Annotated in this window: 23 protein-coding genes and 1 tRNA gene; 13 read left to right on the top strand and 11 right to left on the bottom strand. The window is 59.8% G+C overall.

The genetic code is table 11. The features are described 5' to 3' along the window. Nucleotides 1–59 precede the first annotated feature (59 nt). Entirely contained in the window at nucleotides 60–344 is a 285-nt protein-coding gene (locus OWC48_RS07445) for a hypothetical protein (protein ID WP_282519379.1), read from the top strand. 69 nt (nucleotides 345–413) lie between these two features. Here the strand turns inward: OWC48_RS07445 and OWC48_RS07440 are convergent, their stop codons facing one another. Beyond that, nucleotides 414–578 (bottom strand): hypothetical protein, encoded by a 165-nt coding sequence (locus OWC48_RS07440; RefSeq protein ID WP_282519378.1) that lies wholly within the window; start codon nucleotides 576–578, stop codon nucleotides 414–416. Nucleotides 579–863: 285 nt separating this feature from the next. Between OWC48_RS07440 and OWC48_RS07435 the strand changes: the two genes are divergently transcribed. The 4 genes from OWC48_RS07435 (at nucleotide 864) to OWC48_RS07420 (ending at nucleotide 3,255) form a co-directional block, all read left to right on the top strand. After that, nucleotides 864–1,625 carry an NAD-dependent protein deacetylase gene (locus OWC48_RS07435; protein WP_282519377.1) on the top strand — a complete coding sequence of 254 codons (762 nt, stop codon included), beginning with the start codon at nucleotides 864–866 and terminating at the stop codon, nucleotides 1,623–1,625. A gap of 199 nt (nucleotides 1,626–1,824) precedes the next feature. Continuing rightward, entirely contained in the window at nucleotides 1,825–2,460 is a 636-nt protein-coding gene (locus tag OWC48_RS07430; protein ID WP_282519376.1) for a cold-shock protein, read from the top strand. Between the two features lie 147 nt (nucleotides 2,461–2,607). Further along, on the top strand, nucleotides 2,608–3,090 hold the full coding sequence (locus OWC48_RS07425) for a DUF192 domain-containing protein (RefSeq protein ID WP_282519375.1): 483 nt from the start codon (nucleotides 2,608–2,610) through the stop codon (nucleotides 3,088–3,090). An 88-nt stretch (nucleotides 3,091–3,178) separates the two neighbouring features. Beyond that, a tRNA-Pro gene (locus tag OWC48_RS07420) sits at nucleotides 3,179–3,255 on the top strand. Between the two features lie 145 nt (nucleotides 3,256–3,400). Here OWC48_RS07420 and OWC48_RS07415 read toward each other — a convergent pair. After that, nucleotides 3,401–3,745 carry a hypothetical protein gene (locus OWC48_RS07415; RefSeq protein ID WP_282519374.1) on the bottom strand — a complete coding sequence of 115 codons (345 nt, stop codon included), beginning with the start codon at nucleotides 3,743–3,745 and terminating at the stop codon, nucleotides 3,401–3,403. 773 nt (nucleotides 3,746–4,518) lie between these two features. On the opposite strand from OWC48_RS07415, the gene OWC48_RS07410 reads away from it, so the two are divergent. Genes OWC48_RS07410 through OWC48_RS07400 form a run of 3 tightly spaced genes read left to right on the top strand, consistent with a single transcriptional unit; the run spans nucleotide 4,519 to nucleotide 8,905 of the window. Further along, nucleotides 4,519–5,964 (top strand): metallophosphoesterase, encoded by a 1,446-nt coding sequence (locus tag OWC48_RS07410; RefSeq protein ID WP_282519373.1) that lies wholly within the window; start codon nucleotides 4,519–4,521, stop codon nucleotides 5,962–5,964. Then, nucleotides 5,961–7,127: a hypothetical protein gene (locus tag OWC48_RS07405; protein WP_282519372.1), complete on the top strand. Its 1,167-nt coding sequence runs from the start codon at nucleotides 5,961–5,963 to the stop codon at nucleotides 7,125–7,127. Before OWC48_RS07410 ends, OWC48_RS07405 begins: the two co-directional genes overlap by 4 nt. Beyond that, entirely contained in the window at nucleotides 7,124–8,905 is a 1,782-nt protein-coding gene (locus tag OWC48_RS07400) for an ATP-binding protein (RefSeq protein ID WP_282519371.1), read from the top strand. Before OWC48_RS07405 ends, OWC48_RS07400 begins: the two co-directional genes overlap by 4 nt. Nucleotides 8,906–8,935: 30 nt before the next feature. Here the strand turns inward: OWC48_RS07400 and OWC48_RS07395 are convergent, their stop codons facing one another. Continuing rightward, the gene (locus tag OWC48_RS07395) at nucleotides 8,936–9,793 is read right to left on the bottom strand and encodes a hypothetical protein (RefSeq protein ID WP_282519370.1); all 858 of its coding nucleotides are present in this window, start codon (nucleotides 9,791–9,793) and stop codon (nucleotides 8,936–8,938) included. 361 nt (nucleotides 9,794–10,154) lie between these two features. Next, a complete protein-coding gene (locus OWC48_RS07390; protein WP_282519591.1) occupies nucleotides 10,155–10,619 on the bottom strand; it encodes a septal ring lytic transglycosylase RlpA family protein in 465 nt (154 codons plus the stop codon). 454 nt (nucleotides 10,620–11,073) lie between these two features. On the opposite strand from OWC48_RS07390, the gene OWC48_RS07385 reads away from it, so the two are divergent. From OWC48_RS07385 to OWC48_RS07375, 3 genes are all read left to right on the top strand, one after another. Then, nucleotides 11,074–12,870, top strand: coding sequence for a hypothetical protein (locus tag OWC48_RS07385; RefSeq protein ID WP_282519369.1), 1,797 nt, complete (start codon nucleotides 11,074–11,076; stop codon nucleotides 12,868–12,870). A 94-nt stretch (nucleotides 12,871–12,964) separates the two neighbouring features. Further along, the gene (locus OWC48_RS07380) at nucleotides 12,965–15,871 is read left to right on the top strand and encodes a hypothetical protein (RefSeq protein WP_282519368.1); all 2,907 of its coding nucleotides are present in this window, start codon (nucleotides 12,965–12,967) and stop codon (nucleotides 15,869–15,871) included. Nucleotide 15,872: 1 nt separating this feature from the next. Continuing rightward, entirely contained in the window at nucleotides 15,873–16,334 is a 462-nt protein-coding gene (locus OWC48_RS07375; protein ID WP_282519367.1) for a hypothetical protein, read from the top strand. 548 nt (nucleotides 16,335–16,882) lie between these two features. Here the strand turns inward: OWC48_RS07375 and OWC48_RS07370 are convergent. The 7 genes from OWC48_RS07370 to OWC48_RS07340 form a co-directional block, all read right to left on the bottom strand. Then, nucleotides 16,883–17,092 carry a response regulator gene (locus OWC48_RS07370; protein ID WP_282519366.1) on the bottom strand — a complete coding sequence of 70 codons (210 nt, stop codon included), beginning with the start codon at nucleotides 17,090–17,092 and terminating at the stop codon, nucleotides 16,883–16,885. Nucleotides 17,093–17,218: 126 nt separating this feature from the next. Continuing rightward, entirely contained in the window at nucleotides 17,219–17,446 is a 228-nt protein-coding gene (locus OWC48_RS07365) for a hypothetical protein (protein ID WP_404979713.1), read from the bottom strand. Nucleotides 17,447–17,459: 13 nt separating this feature from the next. Then, nucleotides 17,460–17,783: a hypothetical protein gene (locus OWC48_RS07360; RefSeq protein ID WP_282519589.1), complete on the bottom strand. Its 324-nt coding sequence runs from the start codon at nucleotides 17,781–17,783 to the stop codon at nucleotides 17,460–17,462. A 65-nt stretch (nucleotides 17,784–17,848) separates the two neighbouring features. Beyond that, nucleotides 17,849–18,307: an Hsp20 family protein gene (locus OWC48_RS07355; protein WP_282519365.1), complete on the bottom strand. Its 459-nt coding sequence runs from the start codon at nucleotides 18,305–18,307 to the stop codon at nucleotides 17,849–17,851. 180 nt (nucleotides 18,308–18,487) lie between these two features. Beyond that, entirely contained in the window at nucleotides 18,488–19,408 is a 921-nt protein-coding gene (gene ligD, locus OWC48_RS07350; protein WP_282519364.1) for a non-homologous end-joining DNA ligase, read from the bottom strand. A gap of 3 nt (nucleotides 19,409–19,411) precedes the next feature. After that, complete coding sequence (locus OWC48_RS07345; protein ID WP_282519363.1) at nucleotides 19,412–19,762, bottom strand: hypothetical protein; 351 nt, start codon at nucleotides 19,760–19,762, stop codon at nucleotides 19,412–19,414. Between the two features lie 248 nt (nucleotides 19,763–20,010). Further along, complete coding sequence (locus OWC48_RS07340; protein ID WP_282519362.1) at nucleotides 20,011–20,262, bottom strand: hypothetical protein; 252 nt, start codon at nucleotides 20,260–20,262, stop codon at nucleotides 20,011–20,013. Between the two features lie 317 nt (nucleotides 20,263–20,579). Between OWC48_RS07340 and OWC48_RS07335 the strand changes: the two genes are divergently transcribed. Then, nucleotides 20,580–20,735, top strand: coding sequence for a hypothetical protein (locus OWC48_RS07335; protein WP_212110513.1), 156 nt, complete (start codon nucleotides 20,580–20,582; stop codon nucleotides 20,733–20,735). 175 nt (nucleotides 20,736–20,910) lie between these two features. Further along, nucleotides 20,911–21,072 carry a hypothetical protein gene (locus OWC48_RS07330; protein WP_282519361.1) on the top strand — a complete coding sequence of 54 codons (162 nt, stop codon included), beginning with the start codon at nucleotides 20,911–20,913 and terminating at the stop codon, nucleotides 21,070–21,072. Nucleotides 21,073–21,206 lie beyond the last annotated feature (134 nt).

Below are 21,206 nucleotides of genomic sequence, written 5' to 3'. Positions count from 1 at the left end.
TGCGCGCAACCATCGCGGGCCCCCGACGTTGTCCCTGCGAGACGCGAAGGAGGAGAGTCATGAAGAAGACACTGGCAGTTCTGGCCACCGTTGCCGCCGTCGGCGTGACCGCGGTTGCGGCACCTGCGCCTGCAGAGGCGCGTGGTCGCGGCATTGGCCCGGGCCTCGCATTCGGCCTCGCCGCCGGCGCGATTACCGCAGGCGCGGTCGCAGCGTCGCATCCGTACGGCTACGGTCCGGGCTACGGCTATTATGGCGGGCCCGCCTATTACAGCCCTGGCCCGTACGCCTATTACGGCGATGGGCCGTACTACCACCGCCGCCACTACTATCGCGGCTGGTAACGGCTGACCAAGTGAAAAGCCCGGAGCGATGCTCCGGGCTTTTTTCATGCGTGGCGATCCGGAGATGGCTTAGGGCCAGAGCGAGGGCCGCTCAGCCTTGCGCGCATTGTCGAGCGTCGAGACGAAATACTCCTCGCGCTCGCGCTGGAATTTTTCCTGCGTGGCACGGAAGGCGGCGACACGGGCGGCGATCTCTTCGCGTTCGCGGATTTTGCGTTGTTCGTCTTCGGTCATGTCAAATCCCCTCTACACGTCAGTATGTGTGCACTTCAATATGTGTGCACGGCCGAACTCAAGCACTGCCGCCGCAATCACGTTGAGTCGCGTTAACACATGCATTGGCGCTTCTGATTGGGGCGTCAATGGGGAGGAGGCATTGCAGGATTGTGATAAGCGAAGGTCGGAAAAAATTACCCACCGCGGCTTGCGTGATTCTTGCGCGGCAGTGGATAACAGCGTCAACGATCTTGTCGCGGGCGCATGGTGCGGCTGGCGCAAGGTCAACCCGGGGGGCCGCAAGTGATTGCATCGGATCTTCGCAGCGGCGTCGAGCGACTCGGCGACATGATCGCCGACTCCAGGACCATCGTGCCGTTCACCGGCGCGGGCATCTCCACCAAATGCGGCATCCCGGACTTCCGCTCGCCGGGTGGAATTTGGACGCGCAACCGTCCGATCCCGTTCGACGAATTCGTCGCCAGCCAGGAAGCTCGCGACGAATCCTGGCGCCGCCGCTTTGCGATGGAATCTGTCTTTGCCGCGGCCAGGCCCGGCCGCGGTCATCGCGCGCTCGCCTCGCTCTACCGCGCCGGCAAGATTCCCGCCGTCATCACCCAGAACATCGACAATCTGCACCAGGCCTCGGGCTTTGCCGCCGAGCACGTCATCGAGCTTCACGGCAATACCACTTATGCGCGTTGCATCGGATGCGGGCAGGCCTATCAGCTCGACTGGGTGAAGCGCCGCTTCGACGAAGATGGCGGCGCACCCAACTGCACCGCGTGCGACGAGCCGGTGAAGACCGCGACGATCTCGTTCGGCCAGATGATGCCCGACGACGAAATGCAGCGCGCGACCGCGCTGTCGCAAGCCTGCGACCTCTTCATCGCGATCGGTTCCTCGCTCGTGGTGTGGCCGGCGGCAGGCTTTCCGATGATGGCGAAGAACGCCGGTGCGCGTCTGGTGATCATCAATCGCGAGCCGACCGATCAGGACGACATCGCCGATCTCGTCATCCGCCACGACATCGGCGAGACTCTCGGGCCCTTTGTCGCAAATTGAGGCATCAATTTGATTCGCGGCTGTGCAAGCTGTTCATAGGTTCCGGCGAATCTCTTTTTTATCTATGCCTCGCAACCGGGAGTGTTATCTTTTGAGTCGAAAGATTCGCATCGCGTCGAATTGAGAATATTCTCTTAAGACGCGTGATTCGACGCCGCCGCTGAGGCGGGTTGCAATGGGCAGTGTGGGGTCCGGGGTTATGGGGTCGTCGGACGGATTTGAGTCCAAGAAGATCGGAGTTCCCGCTGTGGGCGAGCACGGCGGCGGTGGTCGCGATAGCGCGCTAAGCCCGTTCAGCGGACTTGGTGAAGGCAGCGCCAACCTCGTCGAGGTCCACGGCGTCATCAAATGGTTCGACGCTTCAAAGGGCTACGGCTTCATCGTTCCCGACAATGGCTGGCCGGACGTGCTGCTGCACGTCACCGTGCTCAGGCGCGACGGTTTCCAGACCGCCTATGAGGGCGCCCGCATCGTCGTCGAGTGCATCCAGCGCGCCAAGGGGTACCAGGCCTTCCGGGTGGTCTCGATGGACGAGTCGACCGCGATCCATCCGGCGCAGATGCTGCCGCCGCGCACCCACGTCACGGTCACCGCGACCAGCGGGCTGGAGCGGGCCCAGGTCAAATGGTTCAACCGCCTGCGCGGCTTCGGCTTCCTGACCTGCGGCGAGGGCACGCCCGACATCTTCGTGCACATGGAGACGCTGCGCCGCTTCGGCATGACCGAACTCCGGCCCGGCCAATATGTCCTGGTCCGCTTCGGGCCCGGCTCCAAGGGCATGATGGCGGCCGAGATCCATCCCGAGACGGGATCGCCAGGGCTTTCTTCGCACTAGAAAGCTTGCAGTCGCACTAGCGGCCGCCGATCGCCAACTCCCGCAATCGTGACAAGAGGCGCGCAGGCCGTCCGGCGCGCCTCTGGCTTTTGTCACGGTCGCCGCGTAAGGACTGGTCCAGTCCCACGCCCCCTCGAGTACCGTCCCATGAATTTTGACCGAAAGGCCGTCTGGTCCATTGCAAGGGGCTGGCTGGCCGCCATCCTCGTCGTCGGCTGTGCCGTCGCGAGCGCGCCGGTGCGCGCCGCCAGTTTCCAGCCGCTCGAAATCGTCACCAGGAACGGCGTGCAGGTGTTCTCGGTTGAAATGGCCACGACCGAGGAGGAGAAGCAGACCGGGCTGATGTACCGCAAGGAACTGGCCGACGGCAAAGGCATGCTGTTCGACTTCAAACCCGAGCAGGAGGTGTCGATGTGGATGAAGAACACCTACGTCTCGCTCGACATGATCTTCATTCGCGCCGACGGCCGCATCCTGCGCATCGCCGAAAACACCGAGCCGCTGTCGACCAGGATCATCTCGTCCCAGGGGCCCGCGCGGGCCGTGCTGGAGGTGGTGGCGGGAACGGCGCAGAAATACGGCATCCGTCCCGGCGACCGGGTCGGCCACCCGCTGTTCGGCACCAAGTAGGGCGGGCGGGGTTATTGCCGCCTTGCTGGCGGCTTGAAAGCTTGCTGGCGCTTTGGGAAGCGTGTATCGACGGGGCTCGCCGGACATTCGGGGTATAGCGCAGCCTGGTAGCGCGGCAGTTTTGGGTACTGCAGGTCGTTGGTTCGAATCCAGCTGCCCCGACCAGTCAACCCTTTGAAACTGCATATACATTTTGTCTCCCTGTTTGACGTGATTGCGCCCGTGCTACCCGCGGGGAAGCACCGGGGAAGCACGAGCGCCGATTCTAGGCCGGTCGGGCGGGTTTTGCGCCGCCCGTCGTAGCCCTTTCTTAGTTCAAGTGCCGGCTCTCCGCGGCGGCTTTTGCCTCCAGCATTCGGATTGCGGTGGCTAGCGTCACCGCGGCGTCGATCTCGACCAGGTTGCCGGACAGGGCGCGGAACAGGCCGGCGGCCCGGCCCTTGAGAGGCGCCAGCATCGCCGCGGCGGTCGCCGAGCTCACATGGCACCGAATCAAGGCGTTTCCGTCCTCAACGGCCAAGATTAGGTCAGTCCCACGGCGGGCAAGCAGGGCGCCAAGGTCATTTGAATTCGTCGGGGTCTGGAGGGCGATTGAGGTGCGCATGATGTTTGCCTTTCGAGCAAGACGGCAGTCCAGGGGCGAAATGACCGACATCAGACGGCCCCGCGCGCCTTTGGGCGTGCGCCTTGGACATACGCGCGCGGCCCCTGGACAAGATTTGTGATCGCCGCTGACCGGATTGGCTATCGGCTGATGTTTGGGCTTTCGACCCGCGATCAGGATGGGGCTTGCGGAAAAATCAGCAACGAAAATTTTGTCTGGAAAAGTCTAATACGTAAAACCAGACAGTGGAGCGCTTGATCGCTTTGCGCATTTAATCGATTTGAGCGCTTTTGTCGGGTTTTGAAACCTCGCATCATCATACAAGAAATGCCTGTCTCGCAATGGCTTTTGCGGCTCTAAGTGTCGAGTAGCGTCAATGACTTAGCTCGCTCGCGCGACGCGCAATCGCGCTTGCAGCGCTCGACAACGTCCACGGACGTCTCGCCAATGCGAAAGACGAAAGGCTGGCATTGTTGGTGCGAGCCGGCATGCGCAAGTGGAGCGTGCCCCGGCCGGCCCCCGTCCGGGTCCACCCCCACCCCTCGGGGGGAGGGGCCCGATTGCAGTCCAGAGTCCGCAAGGCCGCTCGGCTAATTCTGTGAAGCTGGAAAGTTCAGGGCAATCAATTTTCAACACCAGATTGGTGGAGGCAGTCACCAAATCAAATGAAGTATCCAACCCTCATAGTTGCCGGGAGCACCTGCCTTCCAGGATGGTTATAAAGCTCTTGACTCTCAACCTGGGCGCGCGGGATTCTCGAGAACGGCCCGACAGGGATTAGCACCTCGGCGGAGAGCCGAAGCCACTCTCGGGGAGGAACGAGATTGGATGCAGACGGCAACAAGAATGTGCGGGACGACGCGCGCACACTCATTGTGATCAGCGATCTCCACATCGGAGCCGGCGCACTCGATGACTTCGACGTGCCGATCGAACTGGAGTTCACGGTGTTCATCGGCGATATCAGCCAGCGCGCAGCGCCGGTTGAACTGGTGATCAACGGCGACTTCCTTGAATTTGTACAAGCGATACCGTGGGAGGACGCCGCTCTCCGCTCTGTCACTCCGGAAGGACAACAACTCTGCTTCACCCAGACGCAGTCGGTGGCGAAACTCGAAAGTATCATTCGTCACCATCCGAACGTCTTCAAGGCGCTAGGTTGGTTTTTGGCGAAGCCGGCGAACCGCCTCGTGATCTTGCCGGGCAACCATGACGCTGACCTCTTCTGGCCGGATGTGCGTGCGCGGTTGCGGGCGATCCTGGACGAGACTGCAGGCGGTCCGGTCGGTGATCGCCTGGTCCTTCATCTCGATCGAGTCTACAGGCCGCCGCAAATGCCGGGGGTATGGATCGAACACGGGCATCAGTATGATACGAACAACCGTTTCTACTTCGACGATGGCGAATGCTGGAGCGACGCGAAGCCGCCAATCGTGCAGATTGACGGCACAGGGCGGCTGCTGGCCTGCGTTGGCACTCAGTTCCTTTGCGATTACCTCAACAAACTGGATGAGACCCACCCGTTCGTCGACAACGTGAAACCGTTCAGCAAGTTCGTGAAGATGTTTCTCGTAGGATCTGCGCTATTCCGTTTCGGTACCCCGGTCCGAGCGGCAATCGCTGCATGGGGGATCCTGCGCTTTCTCGCAACACTCCGGCAGCAGTCGCTCGGCGCGCTACTCTCGGAAGGCGGGCGGGACGTTCCGTCCGTTGCCGAGGCCGTGCGGGATGCGTGGAAAGAGTTACCAGAGCCGCAACAAGACGCGTTCGTCAACGCGCTGGAATGTCGTGGCATCGAGTTCGTCATGCCTATACCGGACTTGCTATCCCACGAAGCGTCCGCAGCCGCTGTCCTCGATAGTATGGCTGAAAATTTCGACCTAGTCGTTGCCTTCTTTCCGCCGCCGCCGGAAGGGTTGCTCTCAATCGAAGGCGGCGATGGCACGCTAGGATTCGTTGTCGATTTCGTCGCCGACGAAAGTAAAGCCCTTCGAGAAGCCGCCGAGAACCTGCTTCGACACGCTGGGGCGAAAGTAGTCATCATGGGCCATACACATGAACCTCAGGATCATCCGGCCGGCCTCAACTACATTAACACTGGAAGCTGGACTCGCTATCTGCGGGTCGCCGAGCAGCAGGTCGAGCCAAGCTCATGGTCCTTGCTGGCCCCCGGAGCCATCGAGCATTTCCCGTATCGGCTTTTGTTTGCCGAGATCGTTGCCGCCGCGCCCGATAGCGTGCGGCTCAACGAGTGGAAGGCGGGATCATGACGTACTCTTACCGAACCCCCGAAAAGAAGGTGACCGTCACGGTCACCGACGGCCATGATGGAGCTCTCAAGCTTGCCTGGGGCATCAACAAGCCAGGTGGTCTTGGTACGTACCTGGTCAGCAAGCAAGAGGTCCTTTCTGATGCTGAAAAAGTGCGTACTGAATTGGGGAATTTTGTCATCGCAAAGATGAGTTCGCAGAACGTGAGTTCGGCACTCAGGCAGGTCGCGCGAGGGGGCCACTTCCTTTACAATTCGTTGTTCCGGGCGTTGGAAGTTGGGGGGCAATCGGAAGCAGAGCGCGTCCAGCGCTGGCTGGCTCAACGCGACCTGCCGATACTCCTCAATATCAACGTCGATACCTACACGCGAATCCCATGGGGCTTGGTTTACGAAGCCGATCCCGAGCAAATAGCCAATGATGCAAACACCAAGGATTTCGCAAACTATCCCGGTTTTTGGTGCCTGAAGTACCTAATATCGTGCCTGCATCATCGGGTTCGTGACATCAACGAACGAAGGGCCAAGTTCCACATATTCTCGGTCGTCCATCGTAAGGAATACGACAAGGTACATGGCAGTCTCAATCTCCAGCAGCAGGGATCGATCGCAGACCTACTTAAGGAGTTCGGTGGAGAAATCGACAACAAGCAGGACCTCTACAAGAAATGGGTTGATGCAGGCGGCGTCGATCGAATTCTGATGTTTTATTGCCACGCGAACGGTGCCGCGCTCGGGCTCGGTAAAGACTCGGTCTCACCGGAAGACTTCGGCCGCTACCTCAGCATCGAGAGCCGATACCCTGACGCGATCACGCTTACATTCCTCAATGGCTGCGCCACGGCAATCGGCGCAGCTGACCGAGGCTACCTTGAAGCTACTGGACAGCGCGGTTTTGTCGGCTTTGTAGGAACGGAAGCCAAGATTCCCAACCTATATGCACTAAGATTCGGCGCAGAGTTCCTGCGCTGCTTTCTAGAAGCAGGCTGGCCGCTGGTGAACGTAATGGACGCGATGTGGCGGCTGCATTGGCCACTGAGCCTAGTCTACAGCCTGAATGGCTATGCCGACCTCCAGCTCAAGCGCGCGGATGTTGCAAAGGAATGGCCGCCTACTAAGCTGAAGAATTTTTCCGATGACGATATCGGGATATCAGCGATATGACCTTGCCGACCTTCGTGATTAAGGACGCGGAGCCATTGGTCTCGGAATGGCCGCCGGAGCCATACAAGGGCCTCAACTACTACGAGTCGGAAGATACCCCGCTTTTTGCCGGCCGTCGGGACGATCTTTCCATATGCGCTAGATTAGTCGGGGCTCCCGGTACGCGTCTGTTCGTGCTTCATGGCAGCACCGGCAGTGGCAAATCCTCGTTCTTGCGTGCGGCCTTGGTGCCACTTCTCGAGCGGAGTGAAAACGGATTCTTGTTCATTCGCGACAAGGATCGCGATGCACCCATTTTTATTCGGTGCACCGATGATCCATTCTCGCGTCTTGCGGAGGCCATACACTACCTATCGACGCAATCTCGCACGTTGGCGAACGAGGCCGACCCTGACCAACCGAGGGTTGTCGATTTTTCCGAGATTCTTGATGTCGACGCTAACTTATCCGCCTTCATCCGGCGCATCAGAGCAAAAGAGCTGGTTGAACTGTTGGCGCGCCTAGCCTCCGCCCTTCCGGAGACGCTGACCGTAGTGATCGATCAAGTGGAGGAGCTCTTCACTCTCAAGCCTGGCAAGGAGGGCAATGCGGAACGAGAACGCTTCTTTGACTTTATGCATGAGTATCTCCGCGCAGAAATGGATCTCAAGATCATACTTACCTTGCGCACCGAGTACTTTGGACGCCTATTGGCTCGCCTACGCCACACCCCTTTTGACGCTACCAGGGTCGCCGACTATTTACTGACTGATCTTAATGAGCAGCAGCTTATTGAAGCTATCGTGCGTCCCACCGCAGCTAAACCGATCGACGGATTTTCTGCTCCGCCATACCGGTTTCGCTACGAGCGCCACCTCGCAGAGCGTATCGCGCGTGACTTAGAAGAAGCAGTCCCGACCGGGGGAGTTCTTCCTGTCATGCAGCTCGCGTGCAGCCGTATCTACAAGACGGCGCGCGAGCGGCGGGGAGAAGGATTGATCACAATTAAGCGTGGCGACTACGAGGGGGTCGAGCAACCGATCGAAGCCTACGTCAAGGAATCACTAAAAGACCTCTGCAATGACAAAAACCTGGACCAAGAGCGCATTGACCGGGAGACAGAAAAATGGCGTTCGGTCCTGTTGAAGTTGACGAAAACGCAGGTTGACGGCACGGTGACGACCGAACTAGTACCGGAACAAAAGCTTGCCGACGAAGTGGCTGTCGCCGAGTGCGAGATTCCGCTAGATGAGGCGACGATCAAGTTTCTTGACGAGCGGCGCATCATTCGACCCGTCAGCGTCTACAACGCGGCCTCGAACAGATCGATCAATTGCTTCGTGCTCGGGCACGATGTCATAGGACTAGCTTTAGTGAAGTGGGAGGTTCTTCCACCGAAGGTCCCTCTTGAGACAGTGCAGCGGGTAGGTCGGATACTCGCCGGATTATCTATTTTAGGCGGCGTGGGATATTTCTTATTCGACCTAACTGTTTCTTTAGTCAAGGGTGGGCGAATAACGTACGCCGATGTCTACGGCGCGGCTCTCTTTTACGGATTGATCGGAATCGTTCTAAGCACGCGACAAGGCGTGCGGGTGGCGACACTGATCTTGGCGGCCGCTGCAGCCGCCGTTGCAGGCGTGTTGGGCCATCTAGGCCAACCTAGAGACGCTGCCAAGTACGAGCGATTGGCTACGAGGCTCAAGTTAGCGGTGCGTGAGGACGACGACGAGGAAGCAAAAGTTCCCAAGGCTCAAGGGTTCGATAAAGCGCTGGGCGACGAGAAGCAGCTTCGCTAGTTTATAAATCCTAGAGTTCAAGAGCCGCGCTCACTGCGGGTCGTCGGCAATGTCGGCTAATATTCCGCTCCGTTCGATGGGGTCTATCACTTGCCTATTGAGGACCTCTACGGCGCACCTCTTGAGCACCTTCTTCACCAGCTTGTATTTTTCTAGGTAGAATTTGAGCCCGCGAGCTGTCTTCTTATTTTTCGGATCACGTTCCAGCGTTACGCTTTTGGTTGCAGCAGCGATATCCTGTTTTAGGCTCTTGAGACCGCTTTCGAAGGATTCATCCCTGCACTTCTTCGCGTAGTCTTCCGGGTCAAGGTCGGTGATCTCTCGCGGCGGATCTTGAGGGACGTCGGCAGCCTGTTGAGACAGCGGGTTATCGGAAAACGACTTTGCTTCCACTATGGCTGGGCGCTTCTCCGCTTCTTTGAGTACCGGCTCTTTGACGCGCGAAGGGTCAATCTTCGCATTCTCCAAGCTGAGCGATGCGTTCTCAAGCGCCTTCTTGAGCTCCGGCGAGATATCCGCGATGGCATCCATAGCGCGCTTCGATCCGGCCACCGTGCCGGAGGTAACCTGCGTTGGTTTGGCTGGTTCAGCATTTGGCGCAGGCGCCAGTGCAGCGGCCCTTGGTGCTGCGTCGTCACACTTCATCGGCGTGAGTTCGACGCCGTTCACCTTTCCGCTGACGCCGCTACAATCTTTCGTCGACTTAGCAGGTTTTGAGTTTTGGTTGCCGACTACAGCTGCTTCGCTCGAGCTAATCTGAGCGGACTTGACGGGCGCCGGGGGCGCTCTTCCAATCCGAACGGCTCTCGCGATGCCACCATTTGCCGTAATCGAGCCGTCAGGCTGTAGCGTGTAGACCCACGAGCCCAAGCTCGTATTGTAGGTCATATTGTTACCGGAACAGGTCCAGGTCCCCTCGGACTGACACGCCGCGTGCTCACTACAGATGGCCCTTCCGTCAGCGGTGAGTGTCCCCTTATTTCCTCCGGAGTGCCGCCATTCACCGATGAACTTTGAGGCGCAAGTCGCCGGCGGAGCGGCAAACGCCGGTGTCATGGAAACAGCAGCTGCGAAAGGCAGGCAAAGCAAAAAGCGCACTGAAATCTCCCCCAAATAAATATGCTTGGACGTTACGGCTGCGCGAGCTCCCATCAAACCGCCAGCGGTGAGCTATCACCAGGAAAATTGTGCTTGATTCTCTGTCACCGGGCGTCGACGCATGCCGTCCTCGCAGGGCGCCGACTTGCGGCTAAAGCACCACTACGCGAACCTGGGCGACGCCACGATCGGTAATTCCTAAGCTGCGAGCGGCGCCAAGCGAGAGGTCGATGACCCGACCGCGAACCCATGGTCCGCGATCCGTGATACGAACGACCACCGATTTGCTGCTCTTAAGGTCAGTAACGCGAACATGGGTGCCGAACGGCAGATTGCGATGAGCTGCAGTTAGCGCATCCCGATCGAACGTTGTGCCGTTCGCTGTCTTCCGTTTCGAATACGAGTAGAAGGAAGCCTTCCCGGAAAACACTCGGTCGAAAGATCGAGTAGTTGAGCGGTCTTCCGAATTTCGCGGCGGTTCGATAGGAGACTGCGTTTGCGGGCTCTGATTGGTCTGCTCCGGTGCCTGAGGGACGGGCTCGGCGTGTGCTTTTGGAATGATGGACCACCTATCATTGAAGTCCTGTGCCGCAGCAGAGTCTACATGTAACCACATCCACGCTGGGACTGTTGCAATGGCAACTATTCTACAAAGAAGACGCATGGTCGGCCTCACCACAATTGTAAAGCAGAAGGACAATGCGATCTTTTGAGGCGCGTTCCTGAACACGCTTTCATGTGTTTGCAAAAGGTGAATGCATACCGATTTTACCGATCGCGAGACGCAATGCAGCAAGCAGCGGTCTCGTTTCGTTGCAGCGCATCACACCGCACCTCTGCATCGCTAGTCCCGCAGAAGGAAAGGTAGGGCGTGTCATCTGGTCGGGCGGGTGTGCGCCGAACGGTCTATTGGGTATTAAATCCGAGAGGGCCTCTGAGTGACGGAAGATCCTGCGCCGTAACTGTTTGCCAACCTCATTCCTCTACAGTCATCCCACGGACGTCTACGCCGCTTCGCCGACGGCACCCACCGCGCAATCCCGCGCATTTCCTCTCACCCCGTCGGCGAAATGAGCTATCCCACCAAATACACGCGCCAATACGACTACGTGGCGTATCAGAACGCCAATCCCAATCGGCCGTTGCCGGCCACGTCGATCCATGCAGATTTGAACGCCGTAGCGCTGTCCACGGTCGAAACGGCCGATTTCCTCAAGAAGTCGCTCCGCTCCGACGGTGCGTTGATGAATGGCTCGGTGGGTGTAGATCAGCTGGACCCGGATTTGTTGGCGGCAGGTATGGCGCCGGCGTACGCATGGGCAACAGGCACGCAGTACGCCGTCGCCGAGGCCGTTATCGCCAACAACGGGCTGTATCGTTGCGCGGTCGCGCACACTTCAGGCGTATTTGCTGCGGACTTGGCGGCCGGGAAGTGGGTTTTTATCACGGCGGTAAGCGCTGGCCCGCAAGGGCCCCGAGGCGCGCAAGGTCCGCAAGGTCCGCAGGGAAACCAAGGCGCCCCCGGTCCACAGGGCGTCCAAGGGCCACAGGGAATCCCTGGTATTCAGGGAGCGCAAGGTACGGCCGGTGTTTTAGGCTCGTACATGCAGACCGAAACGGGCGCTGTTTCTTCGCCGCTCATTCGGCGCTTGAACAACACGTTGTTTGCCTCAGAGTTCGGAGCGGTGGGGGACGACACGACCAATGATTACGCCGCTTTGCAGGCGTTTATCAATGCCGTCGCGTCTTCCGGTAAGGAAGGCCGTTTCGATTCCGGCAAGAAGTATTTTGTCTCAGGGGCCGATCTTACGATTACCAACGGCGCCGGCAACAACGGCTTCACCCTGATCGGTTACGGGGCGCAGCTTCGGACTGATCCGACGCAATTTAGGGTAGGGCTGCGGATTACTCGTCCAACCTATTTTGGGTTTCGCGTCGAAGAGGCGAGAATAACCCTGATTGAGGGTCTTTCGTTCAATGCCTTTCAGGACGCCAATGCGCAGTGGGGTATCGATGCGACAGGCGTCATCAATCTTGTCCTGCGCAATCTCACTTTCACTAGTGGCGCAGACGGCGGGACGGCTCCGAACGTAAACTATGCCGCAATCCGTCTACAACAGACGAACACGACAGACGGCGATACCGGGTGTTTCTGGATTGAGGTCGAGAACTGCCGCTTCAAGGGTGGTGGTACCGGTATGCCGAACGCCATTCGAATGGAGGGCGCAATCAACGCGGTTTCAATCACGAAGAACAACTTCGCGAACGTGGATACCCCTATTCGCTTCGTGGGTGCAGATACATCGGTTGATACTGCTGCTGGTGCCACAGTTGGTAACGGAATTAAAATCCTCGATAACTCGTTCGAGGGCATCATTGAAGGCATCAAGTTCAACGGCAGGACGACTGGAACTAACAAAACCCGGATCGTAGGCCTGATCATCCAGAACAATCGGATTGAGTCGGTCAACGCCCTCGGGGCGTTTTTCCAGTACAGCGGTCTCAATCTAGACAGCGAAACTCCGCCTATCCTCGGGCCCAATTATCTCAGCAGCGGGGATTGGGGCCGGTACATCCTCAACACGAACGCACTGACGATCGATGTGCGAGACGAGCTCGTCAAGAAGGTTACGATCGACCCTGTCAGTCTTGCGGCCAACTCGTCTGCGACCATCGGCACTGTCACTGTTTTTCCGGCGGCGGTGGGCGACCAGGTCAGAATAGAGCTTGGCGTAGACACTGGCTTGCTTGTGACAGGTTACGTCAGCGCCGCGAACACAGTCACCATCAGGCTGACGAACCCAACAAGCGGCGCGGTTGACCTCCCAAGCACTAATTTCTTTGTGCGGGTTAGGCCGCATTACTGATGGCGGGCCAGATCGAACCAGTCTCGGAGATCCTCGGAGTTAGAAAGACGCACCCGACTAACGAGGCAATGCACTTCAGCAATTGGAGCGATCGATGCCCCAGCTAGTCGATTTCGAAGGTCAGCAGCACGAATTCCCCGACGACTTCACGCCGGCAGACATTCAGCGCGCGCTCGCGAGCGTTCCGGCTGCGGCCGCGCCCCCGGCGCCCGGTCTCGGTGCGCAGAACGCGGCCGCAGCGGGGCGCCTCTACGTCACTCCCGAAGCGCCGCAGCCGATCGACCGCCCCGCGTCGCTCCTCCCGAGCAGCGTCGGCGGCGCCGTGCGCGACTTCACCGTTGGCGCCCAAGGTGTCGGCAAGGGCCTCACCGACATCGTCACCGGTCCGTTCGATCTCGCGGCCGGCGCGCAGAACCTCGTCACCGGCGGCATCAACAAGGTCTTCGGCACGAACATCGCGCCCGCGATCCCGGCGTCCAAGCTGGTCGAGAAGGCTACCTCGGTCCTTCCCGGCATCGATCCAGCGACTATGTCGCGAAGTGAGAAGCTTGCCTATGACGTCAACCGGTTCGGGACCCAAGCCGCCGGCACCGGCGCCATGCTGGCGCAGCGCGCGCCGCAGGTGGCCGAGGCCGCAGCACGTTCGGATACGGCAGTCGGCCGCGTCCTCGATCACATGGCCAGGCTATACACTGAGGCGCCAGCGCGAACACTCGTCGGAGATACCATCGGCGGCATAAGTGCCGGCGTCGCCGTCAATGCCGCGGACGACTTCATTCCTGAACATCCTGTTGGCGGAGATTGGATCAAGACCACAGCGAACATTCTCGCTCCTCTCGTCGGGGGCGCGGGTGCAAACACTCTCCAGGGCACCGTGGAAGGGCTTGCTGGCACGATCCGCAACTTGGCGTCCAAGACATTTGCCTCAGCGCCGGCGCCCATCCCGCTCAATCCGAACACCAAAGCGCCGTTCATTATGGCTGACGTCGATCGCGCGGCTACGAAGATCCAAGCCGCAGCATCGGGAGCACCGCGGGCATTGGCGCAAGATGTCCGCGAGAACGCGGCGGCTCTGGCGAGGCCGACCGAGGCAGGCGCCACGCCGTTGCAGAGCTCCGCCATGCCGACTTCCGGGCTGCTGTCCGGGGATCCGGGTCTGATAACGGCTGAGCATCGAGCTCGCCTCGAGACGTCGCCGGATTTCATCAAGCGAGACCAGAACGTGAAGGCCGAGGCCGCCGAGCGCGTGGAGTCCATGCGGGACCCGGAAGCGGACCTGAGCTCAGTCATGCGCCGCGCCGCGCAGGTGCGTGAAGAACGTATGGGCGCCGCGGAGAGCGACATTTTGCAGAGGGAAGATGCGACTCGTGCTGTTGATCGGATCCGGGCAGTTCAAGGCGAGCCGTTCGGCGCACTCGCAAACAGCGAGGTTAAAGCGAATGCTTCACGACGGTTAGACGAAGCACTTGTGGACCGAACCTACGTGCCGGCTCGCGCCGAGAAGAACCGCCTGTTCGATAGCGCCCCCGGCCGGGCCGAGGAGCTTCCGGCAGACAGTGTCTTCGCGGCCATCGATCGCATTCGCGGAAGCGCGAACAACTTGGCGCCGGGCACAGTTCCGGAAGACTTCATGCGACGTCTAAATGCGCTCCGGCCGCAGATAGTGGAACACCCGCCGGAAAGTGGGCAAATGATCAATGTTGGCGGGCCTGGCACAGCCCTCGGCGGCGATCTGGCCGACCTTCGCAAATTCATCGGTCCGGCGCATCAGCAGGCCCAAGCCCGCGGCAATTTCGACCTGGCCGACAACCTGCAAGTGCTCCGGCGCGCGGTGAACCGCACGATCGAGGAAGCTCCGGGCTACGCCGAGGCCAACGCCAACTATGGCCAGTTCGCCGAGCGTTTCCGTCCCGAGCGCAACGACGAGATGGCGAAGTTCACTAAAGAGCTAGACCGCGGCGGCCAGAATGCTGACGGCGAGCTCAATCGCGGCGCGAACCCGCCGAGCGACACGGCCGGCAGGTTCTTGGCGTCTCGGGAGACCGCGGCCACGGTTCCACGCGCGCTTGAAGGATCGCCCGCCGCAGAGGCCGGCCACGCCGCACTTCGCGATTATCTTCGTGCAGACTTCGCCAAATCAGCGCTGAATCCCGACGGAACGGTCAATTCGATCCGTGCAAACGCATGGTCCCAGAATCACGCGGATGTCTTGGCTCAGTTTCCCGCCGTGCGAGGTGAGTTCGACGACATCACCGCCGCCGCGCGGCGTGGAGAGCAGATGTCAGCGCAAGCAAGGGCGGATCTCGAGGCTGCCCGCACAGCACGCAAAGCAACGGAAGCTGAAATTGATCGATCGGCCGTCGGCACGCTGCTCCGCGAGGATCCGCGTAGCGTGGCTCAGAAGTTCTTGGGCAGCAAGTACGGCGCGGACGCAAAGCTCGACGAAATCAATGCGCTCATAAAGAGCGACCCGCAGGCTCTGAGAGGCTGGAAGGCAGCAGTGTCCGAGGTCCTCGCCGACAAGGTCCAAGGCACCCGCCAGATCGGTGAGACCCTGGAAGTCCAATTCGCTCGTCTCGCGAAGGAGTTCAAGGACAACGAAGCGCTGCTCGCGAAGACCTTTTCCCCTGAAGAGATGAACAACCTGCGCCAGGCACACAAGATCCTGTCGTACTTCAAGGAAGCTGAGAAGCGGGCTTCCGTCGGCAGCGATACGGCCGAGAAACTCAACATTCCCGGTTGGGCCCAACTTGCCGTTCGCCACTTCAAAGGCGATCTCGCCGGCGGTGGCTTGATCAAGCGGTTCAAGTTGCTCCTCGAGATGCTACCTTCGAACAAGCAGAATGCTGACGAGATCATTCACATGGCTTGGTTCGATCCAAACGTGGCTGCATTCCTCTTGGAGCGGCCCGTGAAGAATCCGAACCTGCCCCAGTACAACATCGACTTGCGCCGTCTGATCGCAGCTGCGAATGCGTCACGCGAGAGTCAAGGAGATTGAGATGCCTTCCATTGCGGCTTACGATCTTTCTGAACAGCAGCGAGCATTGGTGCGCCTTATCGTCAATGAGGGAAAACGCCCCGAGGAAGCCGCGGAACTGGCTGGCTATCATCCCAAGTCGGTCTATAAGACAATGCGGCTGCCCGCGGTCGCATCTGCAATTTCGGAATCGATCCAGCTCGATCTGGCTGTGGTCGGCGCGCCGCTTGCTTATCGAGTGGCGAAGTCACTTCTCCAGGATGAAAGCGTTAGTGCTCGAGTTCGGGCCGACCTTTCGATCAAGGTGCTGGACCGGGCAGGTCACATCGCGCCAACTCGCAAGGATAGCTCGTCACAACAGAAGGCACTTTCTGAGATGTCGCGGGATGAGCTCGCTGCCTTCATTGAGCGCAACCAAGCTGAGATCGACAAGGTGGAGGGTGAACTGGCATCGCGGGCAAAGGACGTCTCATATCTCGGATGATCTCAAGTCCGAACAGTCGAGGTTGAACACGGAAACGCGGAACCCGATGGCCCTGAATTAGCGATTGCTCGCGATTGCTAAAGAGATGCGGACCTCGATCGTCTCCAAAACGCCGTTACAACCACAAGCCATCGGCTGAAGCGCCGATACTATCTTGTCATCCAGGGCGGCAGCTCGGCGGCTGGCTTAGCCTAGAGGCCGGCCCCCAATACCAACAGAAGGACACCGATTGCCAAAAGGAGAATGCCCGGCCAGTTCGCTCCGACCCCCAAGAATCCCACGCCGCGCCGCGTCGGCTCCAGTGTATCGCCAGCGGGTCGACTAAGCGATCCCCGCCAAATAGTAGCGCGTGCCATGTACAAGATTCCGCCGAGAACAAGCAGGGCGCCAAGTCCTATCAGGACCATTCTCGCCTCCTCAATTCATAGTTGCCATGTCAAGCGCCGGGAGATGCGAGCCGCATCACGCGGATTTGGCCGGCATACGGCCCTTGCCTTCCGCACTTCACGCCACGGCCCGGATAGGTCCTAGGGCCGGGCTCGCGAACTTCAGTTTGGCGGCTTCAGTTCGCCGGCGAGCCAGCCAACCGCGTCAGTTTGCATCGGATCCACGGCGAAGCGGACCACTTCGGTACGCTCGCAAGTCGAGCACTCGAAGGTGCGCTCATTGAATCCGCTGGGGCCGGGAGAGATGCGCGCCAAGGCCATCCCGTGCTTGCACACAGGACACATCGGACGCTCGTTGGTCGAGATAGCCATCCCTGAAATCTCCACGGCCGATGATACGCCATCCGCAGCCAGAGTCTTCAATATTCGCGCACGAAGAACCTCCCGAGGAGCGAGGGAACGAGCCCGAGCCCGGTCGGCTCGGGTTAGCGGTCGTGCTCATGGCCTCACGTCTGCAACAGGCATCGGTGGACCAAGCCTTGGCTCCTTGAAGGCGATCGGGAAGGTCGAAGCGGAAAGGCTTTGCAGAGCGGCCTCCTCCTCGGAAAGTCGCCGTTCGATAAACTGGCGTTCCAAAGGCAGAAACTTGGTACGGAGGAGCCGGCGGTAGCGGCTGATGTTGTTGTGATGGGCACGAAGGCGTGCCAGGTTCTCGTCCATCATCATCTGGCCTCCGAAACTACGCCGCCGCAGCCGCACGTTCGGTCGAACGGAGACGGTAAGGCTTTCCGCCGGGTGGCGTTCGGGGGCCACCGTCTAGTGCGCACAACGCGTCCAAGATCTCGTCGATCGCAACCGGCTTCTTGAGGCCGGCAGGTGCGCGCATCGACGGGCAAGAGGCGATCGTGGACGCGTCGGACGCCCATGATGCCAGAATTGCGCGCTTCTCGGCCAACGTCAGGGCCGGATGATCCAGCACGTCTCTCGGTGCTTGAAACACTGCGCCGGGATGAAGAAGAGCGTTGAAATCGAAAACGTTGTCGTCAGCGGTCGTCGGCCGCATGGTCCTCTCCTTTTCAGTGACGAACGGATGGAGCCGCACGTCGCGCGGCTCCAAGGGCGACAGCGCTAGGCGGCGGCTTTGGCCTCCAGCTTTCGCATGTTGCCGGCCAAGGCGTCGCCGATCGCAATCCGACGGGGCTTCATGGCTTCCGGGATCTCGCGAACGAGTTCGATGGTCAGCAAGCCGTTGTCGAACGCGGCGCCTTTCACCTGGACATATTCGGCCAGGCTGAACTGGCGCCTGAAGGCGCGATGCGAGATACCGCGATAGAGAAAATCACGCTCGGTCTGGTCGGATTTGCTGCCTTCAACCGTCACCACGTTCTGCTCGGCGGTGATGACGATATCCTCGGGTGAGAAACCCGCCACCGCCAGCGAAATTTGGTAGCGATCGTCGGCGAGACGTTCGATGTTGTAGGGTGGATAGTTGTCGTCGCCGGCCCGCTGAGCGGTTTCTGCGAGGTCGAAAAGGCGGTCGAAACCAATGGTCGAGCGCCAGAGGGGAGCAAAATCGTAGGTGCGCATAGCCAAATCCTCCTAAGAGCAAGATGTCTACGAGCGGCACCGGACACAACCGGTGCCCGTCTCTTGGCCCGGGCCCTTCAGGCGCCCGGACGCCATCGTCAAATGGCAACAAAAAAATTAGCAAAGCTGATTTTAGTTTCAAGAGGGGGCTGAAAAATTTTACCACCGATCGCCGCGCCATTACAGGTCCTCGCGCAGCCCCTTGAAGAACGGATGCCGTACTTTCCCCTCGGCGGACTTCGCGCGGTACTCGATCTCTGCCAGCAGCTTCGGTTCGACCCAGATGCCTTTGTGCGCAATTCTCTTCGCGTAGGGCTGGGTCTTCCGGACGAGCGGTTGAAGCTTCTTACGCAGCTCGGCTGCGGATGTCTTGTCGAAGCCGTGATCGACCTTGCCGGCATAAACCAGATCCTCGCCCTTTCGCCGGCCGAGGTACATGCCGTCCCATTTGCCCTCGTCGAGCGCAAAGCCGGCGATTGTCAGCGTCTCGCGTTGGGCGCAGGTTTTCTTGACCCAATTATTGCTGCGGCCGACCGGGTAGACGCTGTCGCGCACCTTGGAGACGACGCCCTCGAGCCCAACCTTGCAGGCATGGGCAAACATCTCGCCCCCGTCGATCTCAAAACTCTCGCTGAACTGGACGTCGCTGCCGGTGATGATCTTCTTCAGCGCGGCCTTGCGCTCGAATAGCGGCACCTTCCGGATGTCCCTGCCGTTGAGATACATCAGGTCGAAGGCGACGAGTACGATCTTAGTCGAGGTGCCCTTTAGCTCGTTCTGCAAGACGGAGAAATCGGTGCTGCCATCGGCGGCCGGCACCACGATCTCGCCGTCGATGATGGCCGAGCTCGCCTTGATGTGCCAGGCGTCGTCGGCGACCTTCTTGAAGCGGCGGGTCCAGTCGTGACCGCGGCGGGTGAAAACCTTCACTGCTTCGTTGGCGAGATGAACGTGGACGCGATACCCGTCGAACTTGATCTCGTGAATCCATCGCCCGCCTGCCGGCACGCGGTCGATCGAGAACGCCAGCGCCGGCTCAACGAAGCCGGGGAAGGGCGCCTTGACGCCGAGCGCTTCAGGCTTCTTTCGTTGAAAGGCCATGGTCTACACCAGGCGCAAGCTGTACTGCCGGGTGTCCTGGGCAGCGTAGCGATCGACGAATTCCTGGAGATGCGAAGGAATGTCGGTGAGCTGCAGATTGCACCGGTGCTGGATTTCGCGAGCAACGTCCTCGGAAACGTCTTCTGACCAGTGCTCCGACGTGTTGAAGGCAATAACCCTGATCGGCCGTCGATACTCGCCGGTGAGTAGATCCTGAATGACGGTCTCGAGATCCGCCGTCTCCATGTCTGTTTCGCGCCACGCACTGCCTGCACGCCCGAAGTCGTCCGCCACCAGATACACGGTCGGTTCATCGGCCGGGACGATGGATGGGGTCCATCGGGACTGACGCATACGCAACTCCACGCAACAGAACCGCGATTCAATTTACTCTGAGCCGATTCGTTCCTCAGGTTGGAACTGCTCGTTACGCGGCGCCTTTAATAACGAGAGACAACCAGCGGAGGATACGTGGCAGTCAATAAACCGACCGGCGACAACGCCCGCAAGGGCGCAGTGAAGAAGCGGTCACAGACCAAGACGACAATTGGCGGCGTTACCGGCTATACAAAGCGGGACAGAACGTCGGGCGAGTTCATGGGCTACAGCCACCGAAGTGACCTCGAACCGGCTTCTCCTGCATGCCAACCCTTCTCTGTAGGCTGATAACGCTCTCCGTGTTTCACCAGCCAGCCACCTTCAACCATCTTCTCTGCCAAAGCCTTCGAGCATGCCGGCTGGTTGCTGCCGGGATAATACAGGCCGTCTCTGCGCTCGACCATAAAGCCGTAGACGCGCACCAGGCGAAGCGCCTTCAGCATGCCGGGAATGAGAACTACGGTCGTGCTAGTCATTGCTCTCCAAGCAACGCCACCACCGAACGTTCCCGAAGAAAATTCCAACGGCAGCGCAGCACTGTGCCCAAATTGGCCGTTCCGGGGCAGTGTTGTGGTTGGCAATTTAATGTGAATGTTCTTGCTCGTCGGATCTTCAGGCGTTTCGGCTCGCTCACCAATGTTCTATTCGCAATCAAGTGCATGTCGCACCCCATCCAGCAGGGTGGCGGCTCGGCGGCGAGTGGAACTGCGGCCACCGGCTCGAAAGGTTATGCGGCGGCACCCTATCGACCGGGCATACCATAAGCGGCACTGCGGGCTACTCCAGTCCCAACGTGGGCAACGCGCTCAGCCACGCAGCGACCGGCGACGTGGATGCTTCCTCGGTTAGTCCGGCTCCAACTTCCCACGACAACGCGGTGGATACGCCCGCCGCCGAACGCGCCATAAAGAACCTGGGCAACACCGACATCGGCATTCTCAAGAAGTAATACAGCTGCGCAGCCTGCGCGAGGCCGAGCGTTTTCTTCCCTGGCGATCCTGCGAGGCCGATCGCGGCCGGGCAGGAATATAGGTGGAGGCATGAGCAAGACGGTGCCTGTGTGTGTGTGTGGCCCTGACAACGCCGCTCCATTTGTCCGATAATCTCGCCCGGCGGTGCGCGGATTGGGGCTGCGGCGGTCGTATCGCCCGCATGCGCCTGCCGACGCGCGCAAGCTGTGCTTTGAATGCGCGCTGCCGTCCCTTGAAGAGAACGACACCGAGCTCGTCACCACCCCGCGCATGGTCGAGGATTTCCACCCCTACATGCAAAAGAAGCGGCACTGATGATCACGGAGGTGCTCGCCCAGATCAAAGCGCCGAACTTCACCGCCGGGATCGTGCTGTTCGACGACGTGGTGGTCGAGACGGCACCCATCGTCCGCTACATGCGGCGATAGCGACAGCCTGCAGACCGACGT

This window comes from Bradyrhizobium sp. Arg816 (assembly GCF_029989365.1).
GTDB lineage: Bacteria > Pseudomonadota > Alphaproteobacteria > Rhizobiales > Xanthobacteraceae > Bradyrhizobium.
The sequence above is the reverse complement of the archived record's forward strand: the minus strand, read 5'-3'. Positions and strand labels throughout refer to the sequence as shown.